This window comes from Brevibacillus nitrificans (assembly GCF_003710965.1).
GTDB classification, from domain to species: Bacteria; Bacillota; Bacilli; order Brevibacillales; family Brevibacillaceae; genus Brevibacillus; species Brevibacillus centrosporus.
Window position 1 is genome coordinate 129626 of sequence record NZ_RHHU01000011.1, and the last position, 15654, is coordinate 145279.

The window sequence follows — 15654 nt, forward strand, 5'->3', positions numbered from 1 at the left end:
CATCGAACCAATTCCGAAAATGGTCTATTCGATTGTCACCTTCCTGCGTTCCTCGATTTGCCGTTGCAGGATATATTTGCGCAAATTATGAAAATGACGTGCGTTGATTCCATTGATGGTACACCCAAACAGGTGGTTAGGTCCCACAATGCGCTCATGAATGATCTTCAGTTCCGCTTTGATGACACCGTCAGGACGATTTCTGCCGTACAGCTCTGCGGAAAAAACGATCGCTTGCTCCTCCGGAATGGATTTATCCGTTCGGAATGCCAGTCCGCCCAGGCTGAGGTTGACCAAATTCACCATTTGCGAGTATACGGAAAATAGCGAATCCGGCTCTTGAGATGGATATTGAATCCATCCCTTCATTTCCATATCAAACCTCGGGTAACGGCGTCTTTGCTCACGAAATTCGCTGGCAGTCGGCGAGTGAAACAGGAAGAGTCTATTCTTTTCCTTCGCGACGACTACCGCCTCGAAATTGCTGATCGTCTCGTAGTCACTCGTCATGAGGCAAGGGAGCTGATCTCCGACCGTCACATCCAGTAGACTCGGGAAAACAGCTTCGATCAGGTCCCCTTCTTCGTAGGTTACTTGGCCCTCTATCATCCGATTGTCTCTTTTGATTTGTAAAATGCTTTCCATCTGCGGTCTCCACCACTTCGCACAATATTTTACCGGGTTTTCAAATTCTTTACCTGGATGTTTTTCGCGGAAAATAAGGTATAATGGGAACATTGACAGATAGGAGGTTACAGTCCGATGAATCGTTATCAATTGGTAACATTGGCTTTGGCATTTTGCGTAACCGCCTGTCTCATCGGAGTTGGCATTGCCATTGGGGAAAAAAGCCCCTTAGGTATCCTTGGCTGTATCGTTGTTGCCTTCTCATTGATGGGATTTGGCTTTTCGTACAAGCGCAAGCACATGCGCTGACCCCTTCTCCGTTACCTTCTCACAAGCAAACTATTCACATAAAACAGCAGCGCCGGCAAACCTTTCGCCTGCTTTAACAGCTGTTTTGCAATGGTGTAAATATGTGGCTGGCTCCGGTTTACCTTGCGATCTGCCAGGTAAAATGCGATAAGCCCGTCCACGATCATACGGTGAAATGAAGGATTTGGCAAGCGTCTAACGCTTGCCTTTGCTTGTTTGATGAAATATTGCAGCCGATCCGTTGCGTCCCGTTCTGAGTCATAATAGCTGACAAAGTTTAAATCCCCGCCCAGTCTGTCTTCTTCCAGGTCAATCAAATAGTCAAGCAAGATATGCAGTCCACACATCCATGGAAAGTAGGCTTCGCTCACTTCCCGGATCTGTTCTTCTGACACGGCTTTCTGCGTCGCCAAGCAAAACAGAGCAAAAATCCCGATCGTAGAGCCAGTCACGGCTGCAAACTCCTGCCAATACAGCTCCCCGTACCGTTCCTTATACTTGTCCCACCACTTCAGCAGCTCCTCTTCCCGCAAATGCGGAGCGATGTGCTTGTACACCTGCAAATCGCTGTAGAGGCTGGAAAACTCCACTACCTTTTCTTGTATTTTATCATAGGCAGGCAACTTTCCCGCGTGTTTCTGACAGGTTTGAACCAAAGAAGCCAAATACCCGCCGTCATCCTTGTCTTCCCGATACAAATAGTAGTCGCGCAGAGGTGCTTCCGGTGTGAGTGCATCCTGCATGGATACATGCAATTGCCGAAAGTCCTGCGGATCCAGCGACGTGCTGCGATCGCACAGGTTGTCCAGGTAGTCGCTGATCGTCTGATAGGCGACAATCAACGGAACGATCGTCTCTACATACGGCACCACCTGAGCCGCATACACCGATCCTCCCTGACAGTGAAATTTCTTTGTATTCATACTGTCTAATGCCTGTTTCTTGAGCTCCGGATTGGGAATGGCCTCTGCTCGTTTCCGCCAAGCCGCAAACTCCCGTTCCAGAACAGGTTGAACATGGCGATAGACACGATATAGTAGCTGCCATGGATTACGCAGTTCGCTCACTTGCTTCCCTCCCAATACAACAATAGTGATATCTTACCACATTTGCTGCCCTGCTCCAAAAAGGCATTTGCATTTATCCAATCCTTCGCTTTGACTCCAAGTACAAGACGACCATAAACTTTTTGGTGTTAATCTTGGTAGCGGATAGTCCCGTTCTTTTCTGTGATTCCAGCTCCCGCATACGCTTGCGCACCTCCGTAAAGTCAAAGAACATCGTCGCATACGATTCGAATTTGGGATGGGCATAATCCGTAAGCCCGAGCGAGGCCAAGTGAGTCAGCGCCTGATAAATAGCACGTCGGACGCGCTGCTCGGCAGCCTTCATTTCTTTTTGGACAAGGGCGGAATCCTCTGTCCCGAGCTTGTTTGCCGCGACTTGCAGAAAAATCCCCTTTAATGAAGGAAAGCTTTCTTCTCCTGCTTTCTCTTTTTCCCACTTGTGCAGATATTCAACCATATCAAGCAAGTCCTTCGTTCCAGCTTCACTGATCATCCCCAATTCCGTTAACAAAAAACGCGCCGATGCCACCAGATTTCGCTCCGTATCCGTTTGTCCCCTTTGGCTGTGACCTGCCTGTCCGGACAGTACGTTTAAAGATCGCTGGATGCCTTCGATGGATCGCTGTAGCAGGATTTTCTCCCGCACCTTTCGCAGAACACTGATCACTTCAAACCGGTTTATCGGCTTCGTAATGTAGTACTCAATCCCTAGCGAATACGCCTCCGCGATCATATTTTTGGACTCGATTTGCGAGATCATGACGATTTTGCCGCTATACTCATTCAGATCGCGGATGGTCTCAATCCCGTCCCGGTTGGGCATGAGCAGATCAATCAAGAGGATATCCACTCGTTTCCACTCCAGAAAATCTCGGTCAATCTGCGAGCCGTCCTCCGCCTCCCCGCACACCTCTCCCAGGTCAGCATCTTCAATAAGCTGAGCAAGCATCGAGCGAACGGCCGGATCATCATCGGTAATAAAAAAACGCATACTTTCACCCTTTCTGGACGATGCTGGCGATTGGCAAACGTATGGTAAAATAAGTTTCCTTCTGTTCGCGCTTCTCCGTTATTTCAATGCTGCCCTCCAGGTTGTCGATGACTTCCTTTATATAGCATAGACCGATCCCCGTAGACGGCTTGCCGTACTCATCGTATTTGGTCGTAAAGCCAGGCATGAACAGCAGAGTCGTATCCTTCACCTGAATCCCGGGTCCATTGTCACCCACGGAAAATTGTATCCATTCGCGCGATTCTGACAATGAGGCTTGGATCGATACGCACCCTTTGTCCTTGATCGCCTCCACTGCATTGGCTGCCAGATTGTTTACCAGTGAGAGTGTCGTGTAAATATGGCATGCCAGGTACGGTATCGTGACATGGGATTCAAATCGTATCGTCTTGCCCAAAAGGCTCGCATACTTTTCATGCGCCCGAACGATGATCGAAATTAATTCTCCCAACGGCATGTAATCGCGTTCGTTTTCGTCTGAAATCAGTTTGGAAAGCCCTGCGTAAATGCGCTGGTTGTCCTTTTTCACTTCATGGACTTGTCCTGCGATCGACAGCGCTTGCTTGGAGTAGCGACCTGCCCATTCCTCTGGCACCTGTTCTTTTATGCTCCGGTACAGCTCGTAGCAGTCCCTCGTGATCTCCTCCACCTGATGCAGCGTCTTTTTTAAATGAACGGATTCCTCATACAAGTTGGAGACCAGCATCAGCATCCGCTCGTTTCGGTTTCGCTGCTGCTTCTCCAGCCATGTGGCTTGACGGAGCTGAATGATGTTAAAAAAGCTGAGTACGAAAAAGCTGCGAATGAGGGCGATCGCGACGATGGGTCCAATCACGGACCAATGCCCTACTGGTTCGATGGAGCGAAAGCGGACGCACAGCTCGACCAGATTGGCTCCGATCTCAGCCACCGTACCGAGCAAGCCTACCCAGAGGGGCAAATGGTGAAACAGATTCACACGGAGAAGAGAAAATAGTCCGGCAAATGTGGCGTAAAAGAAGAAAGCTGGTAAATGCAGGGAAAAGGAGCTTGCAAAATCAAAATCGTCCACGGACATCCAGTCAAGCCCGACTCGAAACAAAACGACAGTCATACCAGTCAATAAGCCTGCAAGAAACGAAGGCCGCAGCCAGAGCAGCAAGAAGAAAAAGGCTGTTGTACCAAAGCTGATCCGAAAGTCATCCTGAAACGGATGAAATTTCAGTTCACCTGCAATGGGTACGATGAGAAGCATGACAATGAGTATATAGAGGTTTTCTCTCATCGATGACCTCATGATCCCTCCATCCCAGAACGAGGAAATTTTTCCAAATACACTGACCATTATTTTACTATATTCTTTTATAGATTTTCGTAGTTTTTTATAGCTTCCTCCTTACAATTCCATGTGACAGTGTCCAGATCACCTCTGGCACTCTCTTTTTATCTTCGACATTTAGATAAGGGGGAATTTCCATGAAAAAACAAAGTCGTCTCCTCTCTCTGGCCCTGCTCCTGACCATGTCTCTGGTAACAGCCTGTGGAGGTGGAGGAAACGCAGCTCCAGGCGGGCAAGGCGGCGCTGCTGCTGGCAGCAACGACCCTTCTCAATTGATCGTCGCAACAGGTGGTACGGGTGGCACTTACTATCCGCTGGGCGGCGGAATGGCCGATCACATCACCAAAAACGCGGGTATAACGGCAACAGCGCAAGCTACCGGTGCTTCCGCTGAGAACATTCGCCTTTTGCGTGACAAAAAAGCAGATATCGCCTTTACCCAAAACGATATCGCTGAGTATGCAGCAAAAGGTACAAACATGTTTGAAAAAGACGGAAAAATCGAGGCATTTAAGGCTTTAGGTGCTCTTTATGATGAAACCATTCAGATCGTCGTTTCCTCTGACAGCAACATCAAGAGCGTAGCGGATCTGAAAGGCAAGCGCGTATCGGTTGGGGCACCGGGAAGTGGTACTGAGGTGAATGCGCAGCAAATCCTGGAAGCCTATGGTCTGAAATTTGAAGATACACAGCTGCAGCGCCTTTCCTTTGCGGACTCCGCGAAAGCCATCCAAGACGGCCAACTGGATGCAGCCTTCCAAACAGCAGGTACACCAACCGCTGCAATCACGGAGCTTGCTGCGACTACAGGTGTAAAAATCATTCCGATTGAAGCTGACAAAATTGATGCCATTATTGCCAAATATCCGTTCTATGTAAAAACAACGGTACCGGCTAACACCTATCAAACTGTTCCAGAAGAGGTTACCACAGTTTCTGTAAAATCGATGCTGGTCGTTCGCGCTGATCTGAGCGAGGATCTCGTCTACAAAATCACAAAGGCTATCTTTGAAAACACTGACAAGCTTGGACATGCGAAAGCAAAAGAAATCAAGATGGATAGCGTACTGGCTGGTGTAAGCCTCCCTGTGCATCCAGGAGCGAAAAAATTCTTCGATGAAAAAGGCGTTAAATAGGCCTCGATGTCTATGTCATTACAGAAAGGGCGGACCGGGTTCCGCCTTTTCTCCTTACTGCTTCTGCTTGCAGCGGTCACTCTTTTTTGCTTCATCCCAGTAATCCCTTCCTTGGTCATTCGCGATACGCTGTCCCATGAGCTCATGTGGAGCCGCAGCATCACAGCCGATACTTCGTTTGGCATTCGTTGGACTCATTCCATTCATCGCTCTTTAATCGAAGAGCAGTACCGCATCCAGAGCGGGCAGATCGTTTTGTCGGAAATGTCCTTCCATGACTACGGCATCGGCATGGAAAACGAGTTGTCCCCAGGTGAAGAATTAGTCATCTCGGATGGAGTATTCCGTATCCGTCACATGAACCGCGTCTTTCCTGCCCTCCACCTGTTTATCGGTCAGGTCAGGGCTAACCATACCTTGCTTTTTGCCGGTCAGGAGATTCCCCTAGGTACCATTGACAAGCCTGGCTCCGCTATTACCATCCAAACGGAAACGCGATCCATATTTAGTATGATAGGAGGCTACTAGATGAGCACAACTACGCCAACAAACCTAAGTCAGCAGGAAATGGATCAACTGATTGCCCAATACGATAAGGAATCAGCTGTTCGTCAATTTACAGGTCCGATGAAATGGATCACGTTCATCCTTCTCGTACTCTTTTCCGTTTATCAGCTGTCGAGCACACTCTTTTTCACGATTCCTCCGCAAATTCACAGACCCATCCACTTGGCGTTTGGTCTGGGGCTCGTCTACCTGCTGTACGCCGGGACCAAGAAGGGAAAGGGCAGCAAAGTAGGCATCATCAACGTCATTCTCGCCTTGCTGGGTGTCAGCGTCTGTCTCTACTGGGTCTTTGATTATGAAGGTCTTGTTACACGCACAGGAAACTATACGACGCTGGACATGTTCGTCGGCGGGGTTGCCATCCTGCTTGTCCTGGAAGCAGCTCGCCGTGTCGTAGGCGTGCCGATCACTCTCATTGCGTCCATTTTCTTGCTCTATACGTACTTTGGCCCCTACATGCCTGGCTTCTTGGAACACCGCGGCAGTGATGTGGAGCGCATCATCGGCCACAGCTACTACACATTAGAGGGTATTCTCGGCACACCTCTTGCTGTTTCTTCCACTTTTATCTTCCTGTTCGTCTTGTTCGGTGCCTTTCTGGAGAAAACGGGCGTCGGTGAATACTTTAACGATCTATCCCTCGTCATCGCTGGTCGCCGCATAGGCGGACCTGCGAAAGTAGCGGTCTTCTCCAGTGCGCTCCAAGGAACCATCAGCGGAAGTTCGGTCGCCAACGTCGTAACCTCTGGCGCCTTTACCATTCCGATGATGAAACGGCTCGGGTACCGCTCCGAGTTTGCCGCTGCGGTAGAAGCCTCATCCTCCACCGGCGGACAGATTATGCCTCCGGTTATGGGAGCAGCTGCCTTTTTGATGGCGGAGTTTATCGGGGTTCCGTATCTGGAGATTGCCAAGTCTGCTGCACTGCCGGCCATCCTGTTTTTCGTCGGGATCTGGATCATGACACACTTTGAAGCCAAACGTCTCGGATTGCGGGGGCTGACGAAAGAAGAGCTGCCGAACAAAAAGGAAGTACTGAAGAAGATGTACCTGCTGCTGCCTATCGTCATTATCATCACTGCATTGATGATGAACATCTCAGCTGAACGTTCGGCCATTATCGGTATCGTCTCGACCATCGTCGTGGGAGCTTTCCGCAAAGAAACGCGCATGTCCATCGCTGATATTTTGGAAGCACTCGCGTCCGGAGCAAGAATGGCGCTGGGTGTCGTAGCCGCAACGGCCTGCGCCGGCATTATCGTAGGAACGATCACTTTAACCGGGATCGGCCTTAAGCTTGCGAACGGCCTGATCGATTTGGCAGGTGGACAGCTCTTCCTGACGCTGTTCTTCACCATGATTGCCTCCCTCATCCTCGGGATGGGTACGCCAACCACAGCGAACTACATCATCACCTCCACCATTGCTGCACCTGCCTTGGTACAGCTGGGAGTACCCGAGATCGCCGCCCATATGTTTACGTTCTACTTCGGGATCGTAGCCGATATTACGCCGCCGGTTGCCCTCGCCGCCTTTGCTGCTGCAGGGATAGCCAAATCAAAGCCGATACGAACGGGAGTAGAGTCCACTCGATTGTCTATCGCCGCCTTTATGGCGCCTTATATCTTTGTCGTGTCACCCGCCCTGCTTTTGATTGATACGACCTTTTGGGAATCCATCTGGGTCATGATAACCTCCACCCTCGGAATGATCGGGGTAGGTGCTGGCTTGATTGGATACTGGATGGCAAAGCTCAATCCATTCGAGCGCATCCTGGCTTTCGCCGGTGGCATTCTTGCTGTCATCCCTGGCATTGAGACTGATATCGCCGGTTTTGTGCTTCTCGGTCTCGTCTTCGGTTATTCTTTGTACAAAGCTCGCAAACAAAGGCAACCACTGCAGACTACTGCCTAGAGCTTTTTCACAAAAAAGAATCCCTCTCATACGCTTGTTCCACTCGAACAGCGTACAGGAGGGATTTTTTTGCCTTGCCTAGTCTTCTTGCTTGATCACTTTCGTCCAGCCATCGACCTGCTCGACTCTGCGCTCTTTCATCAGCTTGCCCAGCGCCCGCTTGAAGCTGGATTTGCTCATCTGAAATTTATCCTGGATGATGTCTGCATCTGTCTTGTCCGTGTACGGCATGGCACCGTCGCGGTTGTTCATATAACGGAGCAGCTTTTCGGCATCTTCTCCGTATTGGACTTCCTTACGCTCTCTCATCGATCCGTTCAATCTGCCATCCTCGCGCACGAAGCTGACACGGCAACGAACGGTTTGACCCAGTCTCATCCGCTCCGTCATCTCGTCGCGGTGAATGAACATGATATGTTCGTCCTCGGTCAAGAGAAACGCTCCTGCTGCAATGACCTTGTACACGGTAGCTTCCACATTTTTGTTTCTCATGCTCTCATCGGCTTGGACAGAAATCTGCAAAACCTCCTGCTCCGTTACAGGCTTTGCCAGCATTCGGCCTTGCTTGTCCTGCTTTAGCGCGACCAGCAGGCGATCTCCCGGACGCGGCCATTCATCTCTGAGCTTGGGCAAATCATCAATAAACACCAGAAGATGCTTATTGATTCCGTTGTCCAAAAACACGCCCATTTTGGAGGAGAGATCCACTACCTCTAGCCAGCCGTACTCTCCCATTCCTACATAAGGCAGATCCATCGTGGCTGCCAGCCGATTTTCATGGTCGTGGTACAAAAAGACCTCGACCTCTTCGTCCATATCCAAAGGTCCATGGGCCTCATTTTTATGCAAAAACACTTCATCTGCGCCCGTCTTCAAAAAGTAGCCGATGTCCGTTTTCCGAGCGACTGTCATGAAAAGTATCGTCCCTGCCTGCAAACGACTTGGCGCTACACTTTTCCGAACTGGCTTTTGTCCCTTGTACATTCCTTCCATTCCTCACTCTCGTCCACTATGCACACTAACTATACCCGCCTGGCAGGTGAAAATACCACAACTTTTTTCCAATCAAAGACAAGGACAAACAAAAAAGGCAAGTCTTTGGCAAGCAAACATACACATGAAAGTGTATAGACATGCTCCTCTTCCATTTCCAAGACGTTAGGAGTGACGGATTGCCATGCTGCTTTTGCTCGAACATATCTTTCTGGGCATTGTTCAAGGCTTGACAGAGTTCTTACCTATTTCCAGCACAGGCCACCTCGTCTTGTTTCGCAAGCTGTTTGGCTTGCAGGAGGCGGGCTTGTTATTTGATACGATGCTGCACTTCGGTACACTCATCGCAGTCGTGATTGTCTTTTGGCCGCAGATTCACTACATCCTCACCAATCCGTTCAGCAAGCTGACGCGGCTGCTCGTCGTCGGGACCATTCCTACGGCGGTCATCGGGCTTGCCTTTGAAGACTATTTTGAAGAAATATCGCAAACGGGGGTAACGATCGGATGGGAATTCCTCGCGACCGGTGCCATCCTCTGGGGCGTGGAATCGCTGCGCCGCGGTCGCCGGACCTTTGATCAGATCAACTATACAGACGCTCTGATCATCGGCGCTCTGCAAGGAGCTGCCATCCTGCCCGCCATTTCCCGCTCAGGCTTGACGATTGCCGGTTCTCTCATGCGTGGAATCGACCGAGCAGACGCCGCACGCTTTTCATTTTTGCTCTCGTTGCCCGCGATTCTCGGTGCATGCGTCCTGCAAACCGCCAAGCTCGCCAAAGCGCCAATCGAGACTACTCTGCTCATACCGATGATCATCGGGACGATGTTTTCTGCGATCGCGGGCTATTTCGCCATTCGCTGGATGCTCAAGCTCATTAGCACCGGTTCCATGAAAGGCTTTGCGATCTATGTGTGGATCCTTGGCATATTCATCCTCTTCCTGCAATGGCAGGGCTGGTAAACAGACATATAGGTAAAGCCGACTGCAGCGAGTCGGCTTTCATTTGCTTTCTTCCTTATCCTTGTAATAAGTCCCGATCAGCTTCCCGACCAAAATCACTGCCCCGTAAAAACAGGTAGCCAGAAGAGCTGTCGTAAACCATGTCGCTGTTCCCAAGGCTATATACAGTGCGGCGTGAGCAACAAAGATACCAGCTAACCATACAAGGGCATTCATACGGTTGAAGAAACGCATCACACTATGCAAATCGGCTTGCACCTCCACCTATCCATCTACCTATTGTTATAGCCGATGAAAAGATGTTTTATCCCCCTGTCGCTCAATCGGGTTCAAGGTGCTCCATGTTCACTGCAAGCCCGGCGCGATCCAAAATTTCAGCCAGCACCGAAAGAGGAGTATTGGCCACTTCTCCATACATTTTTTGCGTGTGCAGGTGTACCCCCCGCGGAAAATCTTCCATTAAATGTGCGCGCAATTTTTTTCCACTAAAATCCTCATCGGTAAACAGGTAGATCTCGTCCGCGTCCTGTGCTTGCAGGAGGAGCTCCTCTCCCCGCTCCGAGCTGTAGGTGCCATATGTACAAAGAATCGTTACCGGCTCTGCCAATATCTTCAGCAGCCGCTCTTTGTCCGTCTTTCCTTCCACAATGATCACACATCCAGCCATTCCCTCACTCCCTACTCGCTTGGCCTTTGTCCTTGTAGTATACCTGATCGATTCCATTCCAACATCCCGGGCAAGAAGTGGATGAGTAGGGATGACGTTTTTTCGGGCATGGTAAAGGGGAGATCCATCACAAAGGAGCGATCTACATGGGCAAATTTAAAAGCGCAAAAAACTTGAATCAAAAAGGACTTGCGGTAACCGGATTGACCAGCAGTACTGTTGCCGATGATACGCATACAGAAAACAACCAGGGATCTTCTTCGCAGCATCAGCAGCAAAATCAAACCACCTCCCGTTAAAAGCCTGTTGGCGGAGCCTTCGTATCCAAAGGGCACAAGTCCTGCTTTCCCACTTCGTTCGAAGTCTCGCTAGGCTGCCCAATCAGATACCATTCTTACTGCGCGAAAAAAGAAGCCGCCCGTCGGCTTCTTTTTTATGGGTCTGGCCCTTTTCGCTTGAATCCCTTTACATTCCCTCATCGCCTTGCTACGCTAATTAAAAAATATTTTTCCGAATATTTGACCGGATAAAGGAGATTTCAAGTGGAAGCCTCATTATGGAAGAACCGCTCGTTCCTGAAGCTCTGGCTGGCACAGCTGACGGCCAATATCGGGGATCAGTGCTATAGCTTTGCTTTGCTCTGGTATTTACTGCAGGCGACCAAATCGGGATCAGCCCTCAGTGTCCTCGCCATTCCGGAAATGGTTGCAGGGCTGCTGTTTTACTTGGTCGGCGGCGTACTTGCGGATCGCTTTAGTCCTCGCCTGCTCATGGTCGGGGCAGACATCGCCCGCGTAGCTGTCGTGATTGGCGTCGGTGTGATGGCAGCTTACGGCATAGAAAACTTCGCATTCTTTTTAGCTGCTCAATTCTTGCTCGGTGTGTTCTCCAGCGTCTTTCAGCCGGCACGAACTGTGGCGCTGACCAACATCATCCCGCTCGAATCGCTGAGTCGGGCCAACGGAATTCTGGATACCACGTTTCGCACCATCCGAATTTTGGCTCCCATGACGATTGGCTTGCTCGCATCGGCAGTACCGCTGTCTACCTTGTTTTTCGTCAATGCGGGAAGCTATCTGGTTTCCGTCTTTTTCGTTTTTGCCATCCAATATTCCCCGCGTTCCAGGCAGGAGAATCACACAAGCAAATTGACCATGCAGCAGTACAGGCAGGACATTGCTACAGGCGTTTCTGAGCTTCGGCAAAACCAGCCCCTGTTTCTGATCCTGCTCTTTGGGAATCTGGGCTACCTCATCTGGCTCGTCACGTACAACGTCGGCTTTCCTTTTCTCGCCGAGCGAATGAATCAAGGGGATGGCAGCACCCTGGCCATGCTGATGGGCTTTTACGGAATCGGCAATCTGCTTGGCAGCCTGTACATGTCACGTGCTTACTACACCCGTCATCTGTTTGTGATTCTGATGGGCTGGATGATGCAGGCTGGAGGATTCCTGCTGCTGACAGGCGGGATCTCCCTGCATTGGATTGCCTTTCTCGGTGCGGCATTGGCAGGCATAGGAGGACCGCTCATCGGCATCCCTACGGTAACTGCCATTCAGATCAAAGCCTCCGAAACCAATGTAGGAAAAGTTTACGCGATCAATATGCTGCTCTTTACTTTCTTTGGCATGCTATCCAGTATTTTAGGGGCAGTCTGGCTTGGGAAGCTCCCCGTACAGCAGCTGTTCTTGATCAGCGGCCTGTTTTTAGCGGTGCTCACGGTCGTGGGCCTGTATGTAGAAAAGCATAAAAACACACAAAAACACCAATCTTTCGGCGCGTAGTCTGAAGGATTGGTGTTTTCATTATTTTTTCAAAAAAGAATTGCATTGCAACTTTTCATGTCATATAATCTGACATAAATAAACGAAGTGTTAGATAACCTAACACCAAAAAGGAGTGGATTGAATGGAACCGACTCTAGCGCAACTCTCTTCTGCCATTGATGCCACGTGGGTCATGGTATCCGCGATTCTGGTCATCCTCATGCAAGTAGGCTTTGCACTCTTAGAGGCTGGATCGACTCGCATGAAAAACGCTGGTCACGTCTCCGGCAAGACTGTCCTTACTTTCGGTATCTGCTCAATCGCATTTTGGGCCCTTGGCTTCGGCCTGACCTTTGGAGACGGCAACTCATTTCTCGGCCTATCCGGATTCTTCTTTGATGGAAACTCCACGGACTCTTTCTCTGCTTTTTCTGCAGCAACCGTTCCGATTTCGATTCTCTTCTTGTTCCAGCTAGCTTTTTGCGCGGTATCACTCGCGATCGCCTGGGGCGGCTTCGCAGAGCGTGCCAAGCTGTCGATCTACTTCATTTTCAGCGTGCTGTTTACGGTCCTTATCTATCCTGTAGTCGGTCACTGGGTATGGGGCGGCGGCTGGTTGGCTCAGCTCGGCATGCAAGATTTCGCCGGTTCCACAGTCGTCCACTTGCAAGGCGCGATCGTCGCTTTGGTCGCTACGATTCTTTTGAAGCCGCGTCTCGGTAAATACAACCGCGATGGGAGCTCCAATCTGATTCCTGGTCATAACCAAGTGTATTCCGTCCTCGGTGTTCTTTTCCTGTGGATCGGCTGGTTCGGCTTCAATGCTGGCTCCACACTCGGCAGTACGTCCGGATTTTTCGGCTACATCGCCATGACGACCAACCTCGCTACCGCAGCAGGAGCAGTCGCCGCTTTGGCGATTTCCTGGATTGTCATGGGGAAAGCAGATATTCCAAGCATGCTGAACGGCGTACTGGCTGCCCTCGTTGCGATTACCGCTTCTTGCGCGTTCGTCGATCCTTGGGCGGCTGTCCTGATTGGTGCCGTGTCGGGTATTCTGACATTCTACACATCCATCTGGTTTGACCGAATCGGCATTGACGACCCGATCTTCGCCTTCTCTGTACATGGAGTCGCTGGAATCTGGGGGACTTTGTCTACAGGCCTGTTCGCCACACCTGAGCTCGCAGAAAAAGTCGGCGTGGGCGGCGCTGGTCTGTTCTACGGCGGCGGCTTCCACCAGCTCGGTGTGCAGGCACTCGGTCTGGCTGGCGCGATTGTCTACGTATTCGTTATCTCTTACATCATTCTGTCTGTTCTGAAAGCAACGATCGGTCTTCGCGTAACTGAAGAAGAAGAGGTGGTTGGTCTTGACCTTAGCGAACACGGGGGATACGGTTATCCCGAACTTCTCCAACCTGAACGCGTACAACCCACAGCAACCGCCAAAACGAGTGCCTCTCACACTCTCACCTGAGCAATTGGAGAGAATCAGCAAGGCGGAGTCGTTTCAGGAGCTATCCCTGATTCGTCAGGAATTGCTGGATGCGGCTCCCCTGCGAGGCCTGACACGGGCTGGCGAGCTGGCACCGTATGCCATCGTCGTCAATCTGATTCATGACAACATCATCCGTCAAAGCATACTGCTGTCCGTCAATGAACTGGCAAAACGGGGCGTGGGGACACCTCCCGTCCCTTTTGCCTTTCTTTCGTTCGGCAGCGGCGGACGCTATGAGCAGGCACTCATCAGCGATCAGGACAACGGGCTCGTCTACCAGCTCCCTGATCATCTGGATGCTGCCGAGAAAGAGAAAGTGCACAGCTATTTTCATCTGTTGGGGGCGACGATCGTACAAGGACTGGAGGAAGCAGGCTATCCTCCATGTCAGGGAAACGTGACTTGCGTGTCGCAAAAATGGCGAGGAAGCGTAGAACAATGGATCGAGCGACTGGAAGCGTGGGCCTCTCACCCCATCTGGGAAAATGCCCGTTATTTGCTTCTCGCGAGCGACGCCCGCGTACTATGGGGCGAATCGGCTATTTTCCAGCCCGTTCTCGATCGCTTCCGTCAGATGCTTACAAACAACGCATTTCTGATGAGCCGTCTTGTGAGCAACACTCTGCACTACCGGGTTCCGCTCGGGCTATTCGGACGAATCCTGCCCGAGGTCAATGGCCGATTCCGCGGCGCAATCAATTTGAAGTACGGCATTTACCTCCCCATCGTCAATTGCATCCGTCATTACGCCCTTTTCAACGGCATTTTCTGCAGCTCAACACTTGAGCGACTCGCTCTGCTGCGCGAAAAGGGAATTTGGGAGAAAAGCTTTTGCGATGACGTGGAAAACCATTTCCGGCAGCTGCTGGGACTGCGTCTCGTCGCTCCGCTCCATTGGGAGGACGGACAATACGCCAGCAACAGCTACATTAAACTCGGGGAACTGTCAGCCGATACCACGACGATGGCGCGGACTGCCATGAAGCTTGCCATCCGTCTGCAGCGAATGACAGCAAAGCTCCCATCCGTCTTTAGAGGGTAGGAGGGAACGTTTTTGGCAAAATGGGATCTGTTTGGACGCTTATGGCATATAAACCGCGATACAGCAGGTATACAAGGTGAGTGGAACATCGGACACAACGACGGCGACAAGCAGCATCTCGCTTATTTACGCTCCCTGGGCAAGCAGCGGCAGCAGGCCGATTCAGGCGCAGACATCCCTCTGGAAAATCTGGAGGTGGTCGTTGTCGATTTGGAGACGACGGGCTTTTACCCGGATCACGGGGATGCAATCATCTCGATCGGTGCGGTAGCGATGAAAGGCGACAGGCTGCTTCTGGGCGATTCCTTTTACACTATGGTCAATCCAGGGCGCAGGATTCCCCCTCACGTAAGCTCTCTAACCGGGATTTCAGATGAAATGGTTGAAGATGCTCCCGATCTCTTGCAAGCCATGTCCCGCTTCTTTCAATTTGTCGGCGATCGTCCACTCGTCGCTCACCACTCCCGTCACGAGCGCGAATTTTTTCGGGCTGGCCTGTGGAAGACGAGCCGGCGTCCCCTGACACACCGGATGCTGGATACGATGCTGCTGATCCGCTTGCTCAGCAAACCGATCGGCAATGGCTCGTTGGATGCCCTTTGCGCCCAGCATGACATCCCGATCTCGCGACGGCATCATGCCTATTGCGATGCCGTGGCAGCCGGTACGCTCTGGGGAAAATACTTGCTCAAGGCTCAGGAGGCCGGGTATACCAATCTGCGGCAGGTTTACGAAGCCCTACGCTAGCCTTGCCCAGCTTATTCTTTTACAACG

17 protein-coding genes are annotated in these 15654 nt (G+C 51.0%); 10 read left to right on the forward strand and 7 right to left on the reverse strand.

Annotated elements, in window-relative coordinates; genetic code table 11:
- Positions 1 to 24: 24 nt before the first annotated feature.
- Positions 25 to 645: a PilZ domain-containing protein gene (locus tag EDM59_RS18615; protein WP_122924994.1), complete on the reverse strand. Its 621-nt coding sequence runs from the start codon at positions 643 to 645 to the stop codon at positions 25 to 27.
- 117 nt (positions 646 to 762) lie between these two features.
- On the opposite strand from EDM59_RS18615, the gene EDM59_RS31110 reads away from it, so the two are divergent.
- The gene (locus tag EDM59_RS31110) at positions 763 to 936 is read left to right on the forward strand and encodes a DUF5325 family protein (protein WP_170184319.1); all 174 of its coding nucleotides are present in this window, start codon (positions 763 to 765) and stop codon (positions 934 to 936) included.
- Positions 937 to 947: 11 nt separating this feature from the next.
- On the opposite strand, the gene EDM59_RS18620 is transcribed toward EDM59_RS31110, so the two are convergent.
- From EDM59_RS18620 to EDM59_RS18630, 3 genes are all read right to left on the reverse strand, one after another.
- Entirely contained in the window at positions 948 to 2003 is a 1056-nt protein-coding gene (locus EDM59_RS18620; protein ID WP_122924995.1) for a tetraprenyl-beta-curcumene synthase family protein, read from the reverse strand.
- Between the two features lie 73 nt (positions 2004 to 2076).
- Entirely contained in the window at positions 2077 to 2994 is a 918-nt protein-coding gene (locus EDM59_RS18625; protein ID WP_122924996.1) for a response regulator, read from the reverse strand.
- Positions 2995 to 2998: 4 nt separating this feature from the next.
- Positions 2999 to 4279, reverse strand: coding sequence for an ATP-binding protein (locus EDM59_RS18630; protein WP_122924997.1), 1281 nt, complete (start codon positions 4277 to 4279; stop codon positions 2999 to 3001).
- Between the two features lie 191 nt (positions 4280 to 4470).
- Here EDM59_RS18630 and EDM59_RS18635 point away from each other — a divergent pair, with 191 nt between their 5' ends.
- The 3 genes from EDM59_RS18635 to EDM59_RS18645 are packed head-to-tail and all read left to right on the forward strand — an operon-like array spanning position 4471 to position 7950.
- Entirely contained in the window at positions 4471 to 5469 is a 999-nt protein-coding gene (locus EDM59_RS18635; RefSeq protein WP_122924998.1) for a TAXI family TRAP transporter solute-binding subunit, read from the forward strand.
- Between the two features lie 12 nt (positions 5470 to 5481).
- Entirely contained in the window at positions 5482 to 5997 is a 516-nt protein-coding gene (locus EDM59_RS18640; RefSeq protein WP_342769218.1) for a DUF1850 domain-containing protein, read from the forward strand.
- The gene (locus EDM59_RS18645) at positions 5998 to 7950 is read left to right on the forward strand and encodes a TRAP transporter permease (RefSeq protein WP_122925000.1); all 1953 of its coding nucleotides are present in this window, start codon (positions 5998 to 6000) and stop codon (positions 7948 to 7950) included.
- 78 nt (positions 7951 to 8028) lie between these two features.
- On the opposite strand, the gene EDM59_RS18650 is transcribed toward EDM59_RS18645, so the two are convergent.
- Complete coding sequence (locus EDM59_RS18650; RefSeq protein ID WP_122925211.1) at positions 8029 to 8934, reverse strand: CvfB family protein; 906 nt, start codon at positions 8932 to 8934, stop codon at positions 8029 to 8031.
- A 193-nt stretch (positions 8935 to 9127) separates the two neighbouring features.
- Between EDM59_RS18650 and EDM59_RS18655 the strand changes: the two genes are divergently transcribed.
- Entirely contained in the window at positions 9128 to 9907 is a 780-nt protein-coding gene (locus EDM59_RS18655) for an undecaprenyl-diphosphate phosphatase (RefSeq protein WP_122925001.1), read from the forward strand.
- A gap of 39 nt (positions 9908 to 9946) precedes the next feature.
- On the opposite strand, the gene EDM59_RS18660 is transcribed toward EDM59_RS18655, so the two are convergent.
- Both EDM59_RS18660 and EDM59_RS18665 read right to left on the reverse strand, forming a co-directional pair.
- Positions 9947 to 10171 carry a hypothetical protein gene (locus tag EDM59_RS18660; protein ID WP_246011117.1) on the reverse strand — a complete coding sequence of 75 codons (225 nt, stop codon included), beginning with the start codon at positions 10169 to 10171 and terminating at the stop codon, positions 9947 to 9949.
- Between the two features lie 55 nt (positions 10172 to 10226).
- Entirely contained in the window at positions 10227 to 10574 is a 348-nt protein-coding gene (locus EDM59_RS18665; protein WP_122925002.1) for a toprim domain-containing protein, read from the reverse strand.
- Between the two features lie 146 nt (positions 10575 to 10720).
- Between EDM59_RS18665 and EDM59_RS31115 the strand changes: the two genes are divergently transcribed.
- The 5 genes from EDM59_RS31115 to EDM59_RS18685 all read left to right on the forward strand — a co-directional run bounded on the left by EDM59_RS31115 (position 10721) and on the right by EDM59_RS18685 (position 15627).
- Positions 10721 to 10873, forward strand: coding sequence for a hypothetical protein (locus tag EDM59_RS31115; protein ID WP_170184320.1), 153 nt, complete (start codon positions 10721 to 10723; stop codon positions 10871 to 10873).
- Between the two features lie 243 nt (positions 10874 to 11116).
- The gene (locus tag EDM59_RS18670; RefSeq protein ID WP_122925003.1) at positions 11117 to 12358 is read left to right on the forward strand and encodes an MFS transporter; all 1242 of its coding nucleotides are present in this window, start codon (positions 11117 to 11119) and stop codon (positions 12356 to 12358) included.
- Between the two features lie 124 nt (positions 12359 to 12482).
- A complete protein-coding gene (locus EDM59_RS18675; protein ID WP_122925004.1) occupies positions 12483 to 13817 on the forward strand; it encodes an ammonium transporter in 1335 nt (444 codons plus the stop codon).
- Complete coding sequence (locus EDM59_RS18680; RefSeq protein WP_122925005.1) at positions 13711 to 14880, forward strand: DUF294 nucleotidyltransferase-like domain-containing protein; 1170 nt, start codon at positions 13711 to 13713, stop codon at positions 14878 to 14880. The genes EDM59_RS18675 and EDM59_RS18680 overlap by 107 nt, the downstream gene beginning before the upstream one ends.
- A 12-nt stretch (positions 14881 to 14892) precedes the next feature.
- Entirely contained in the window at positions 14893 to 15627 is a 735-nt protein-coding gene (locus EDM59_RS18685) for an exonuclease domain-containing protein (RefSeq protein ID WP_122925006.1), read from the forward strand.
- Positions 15628 to 15654 lie beyond the last annotated feature (27 nt).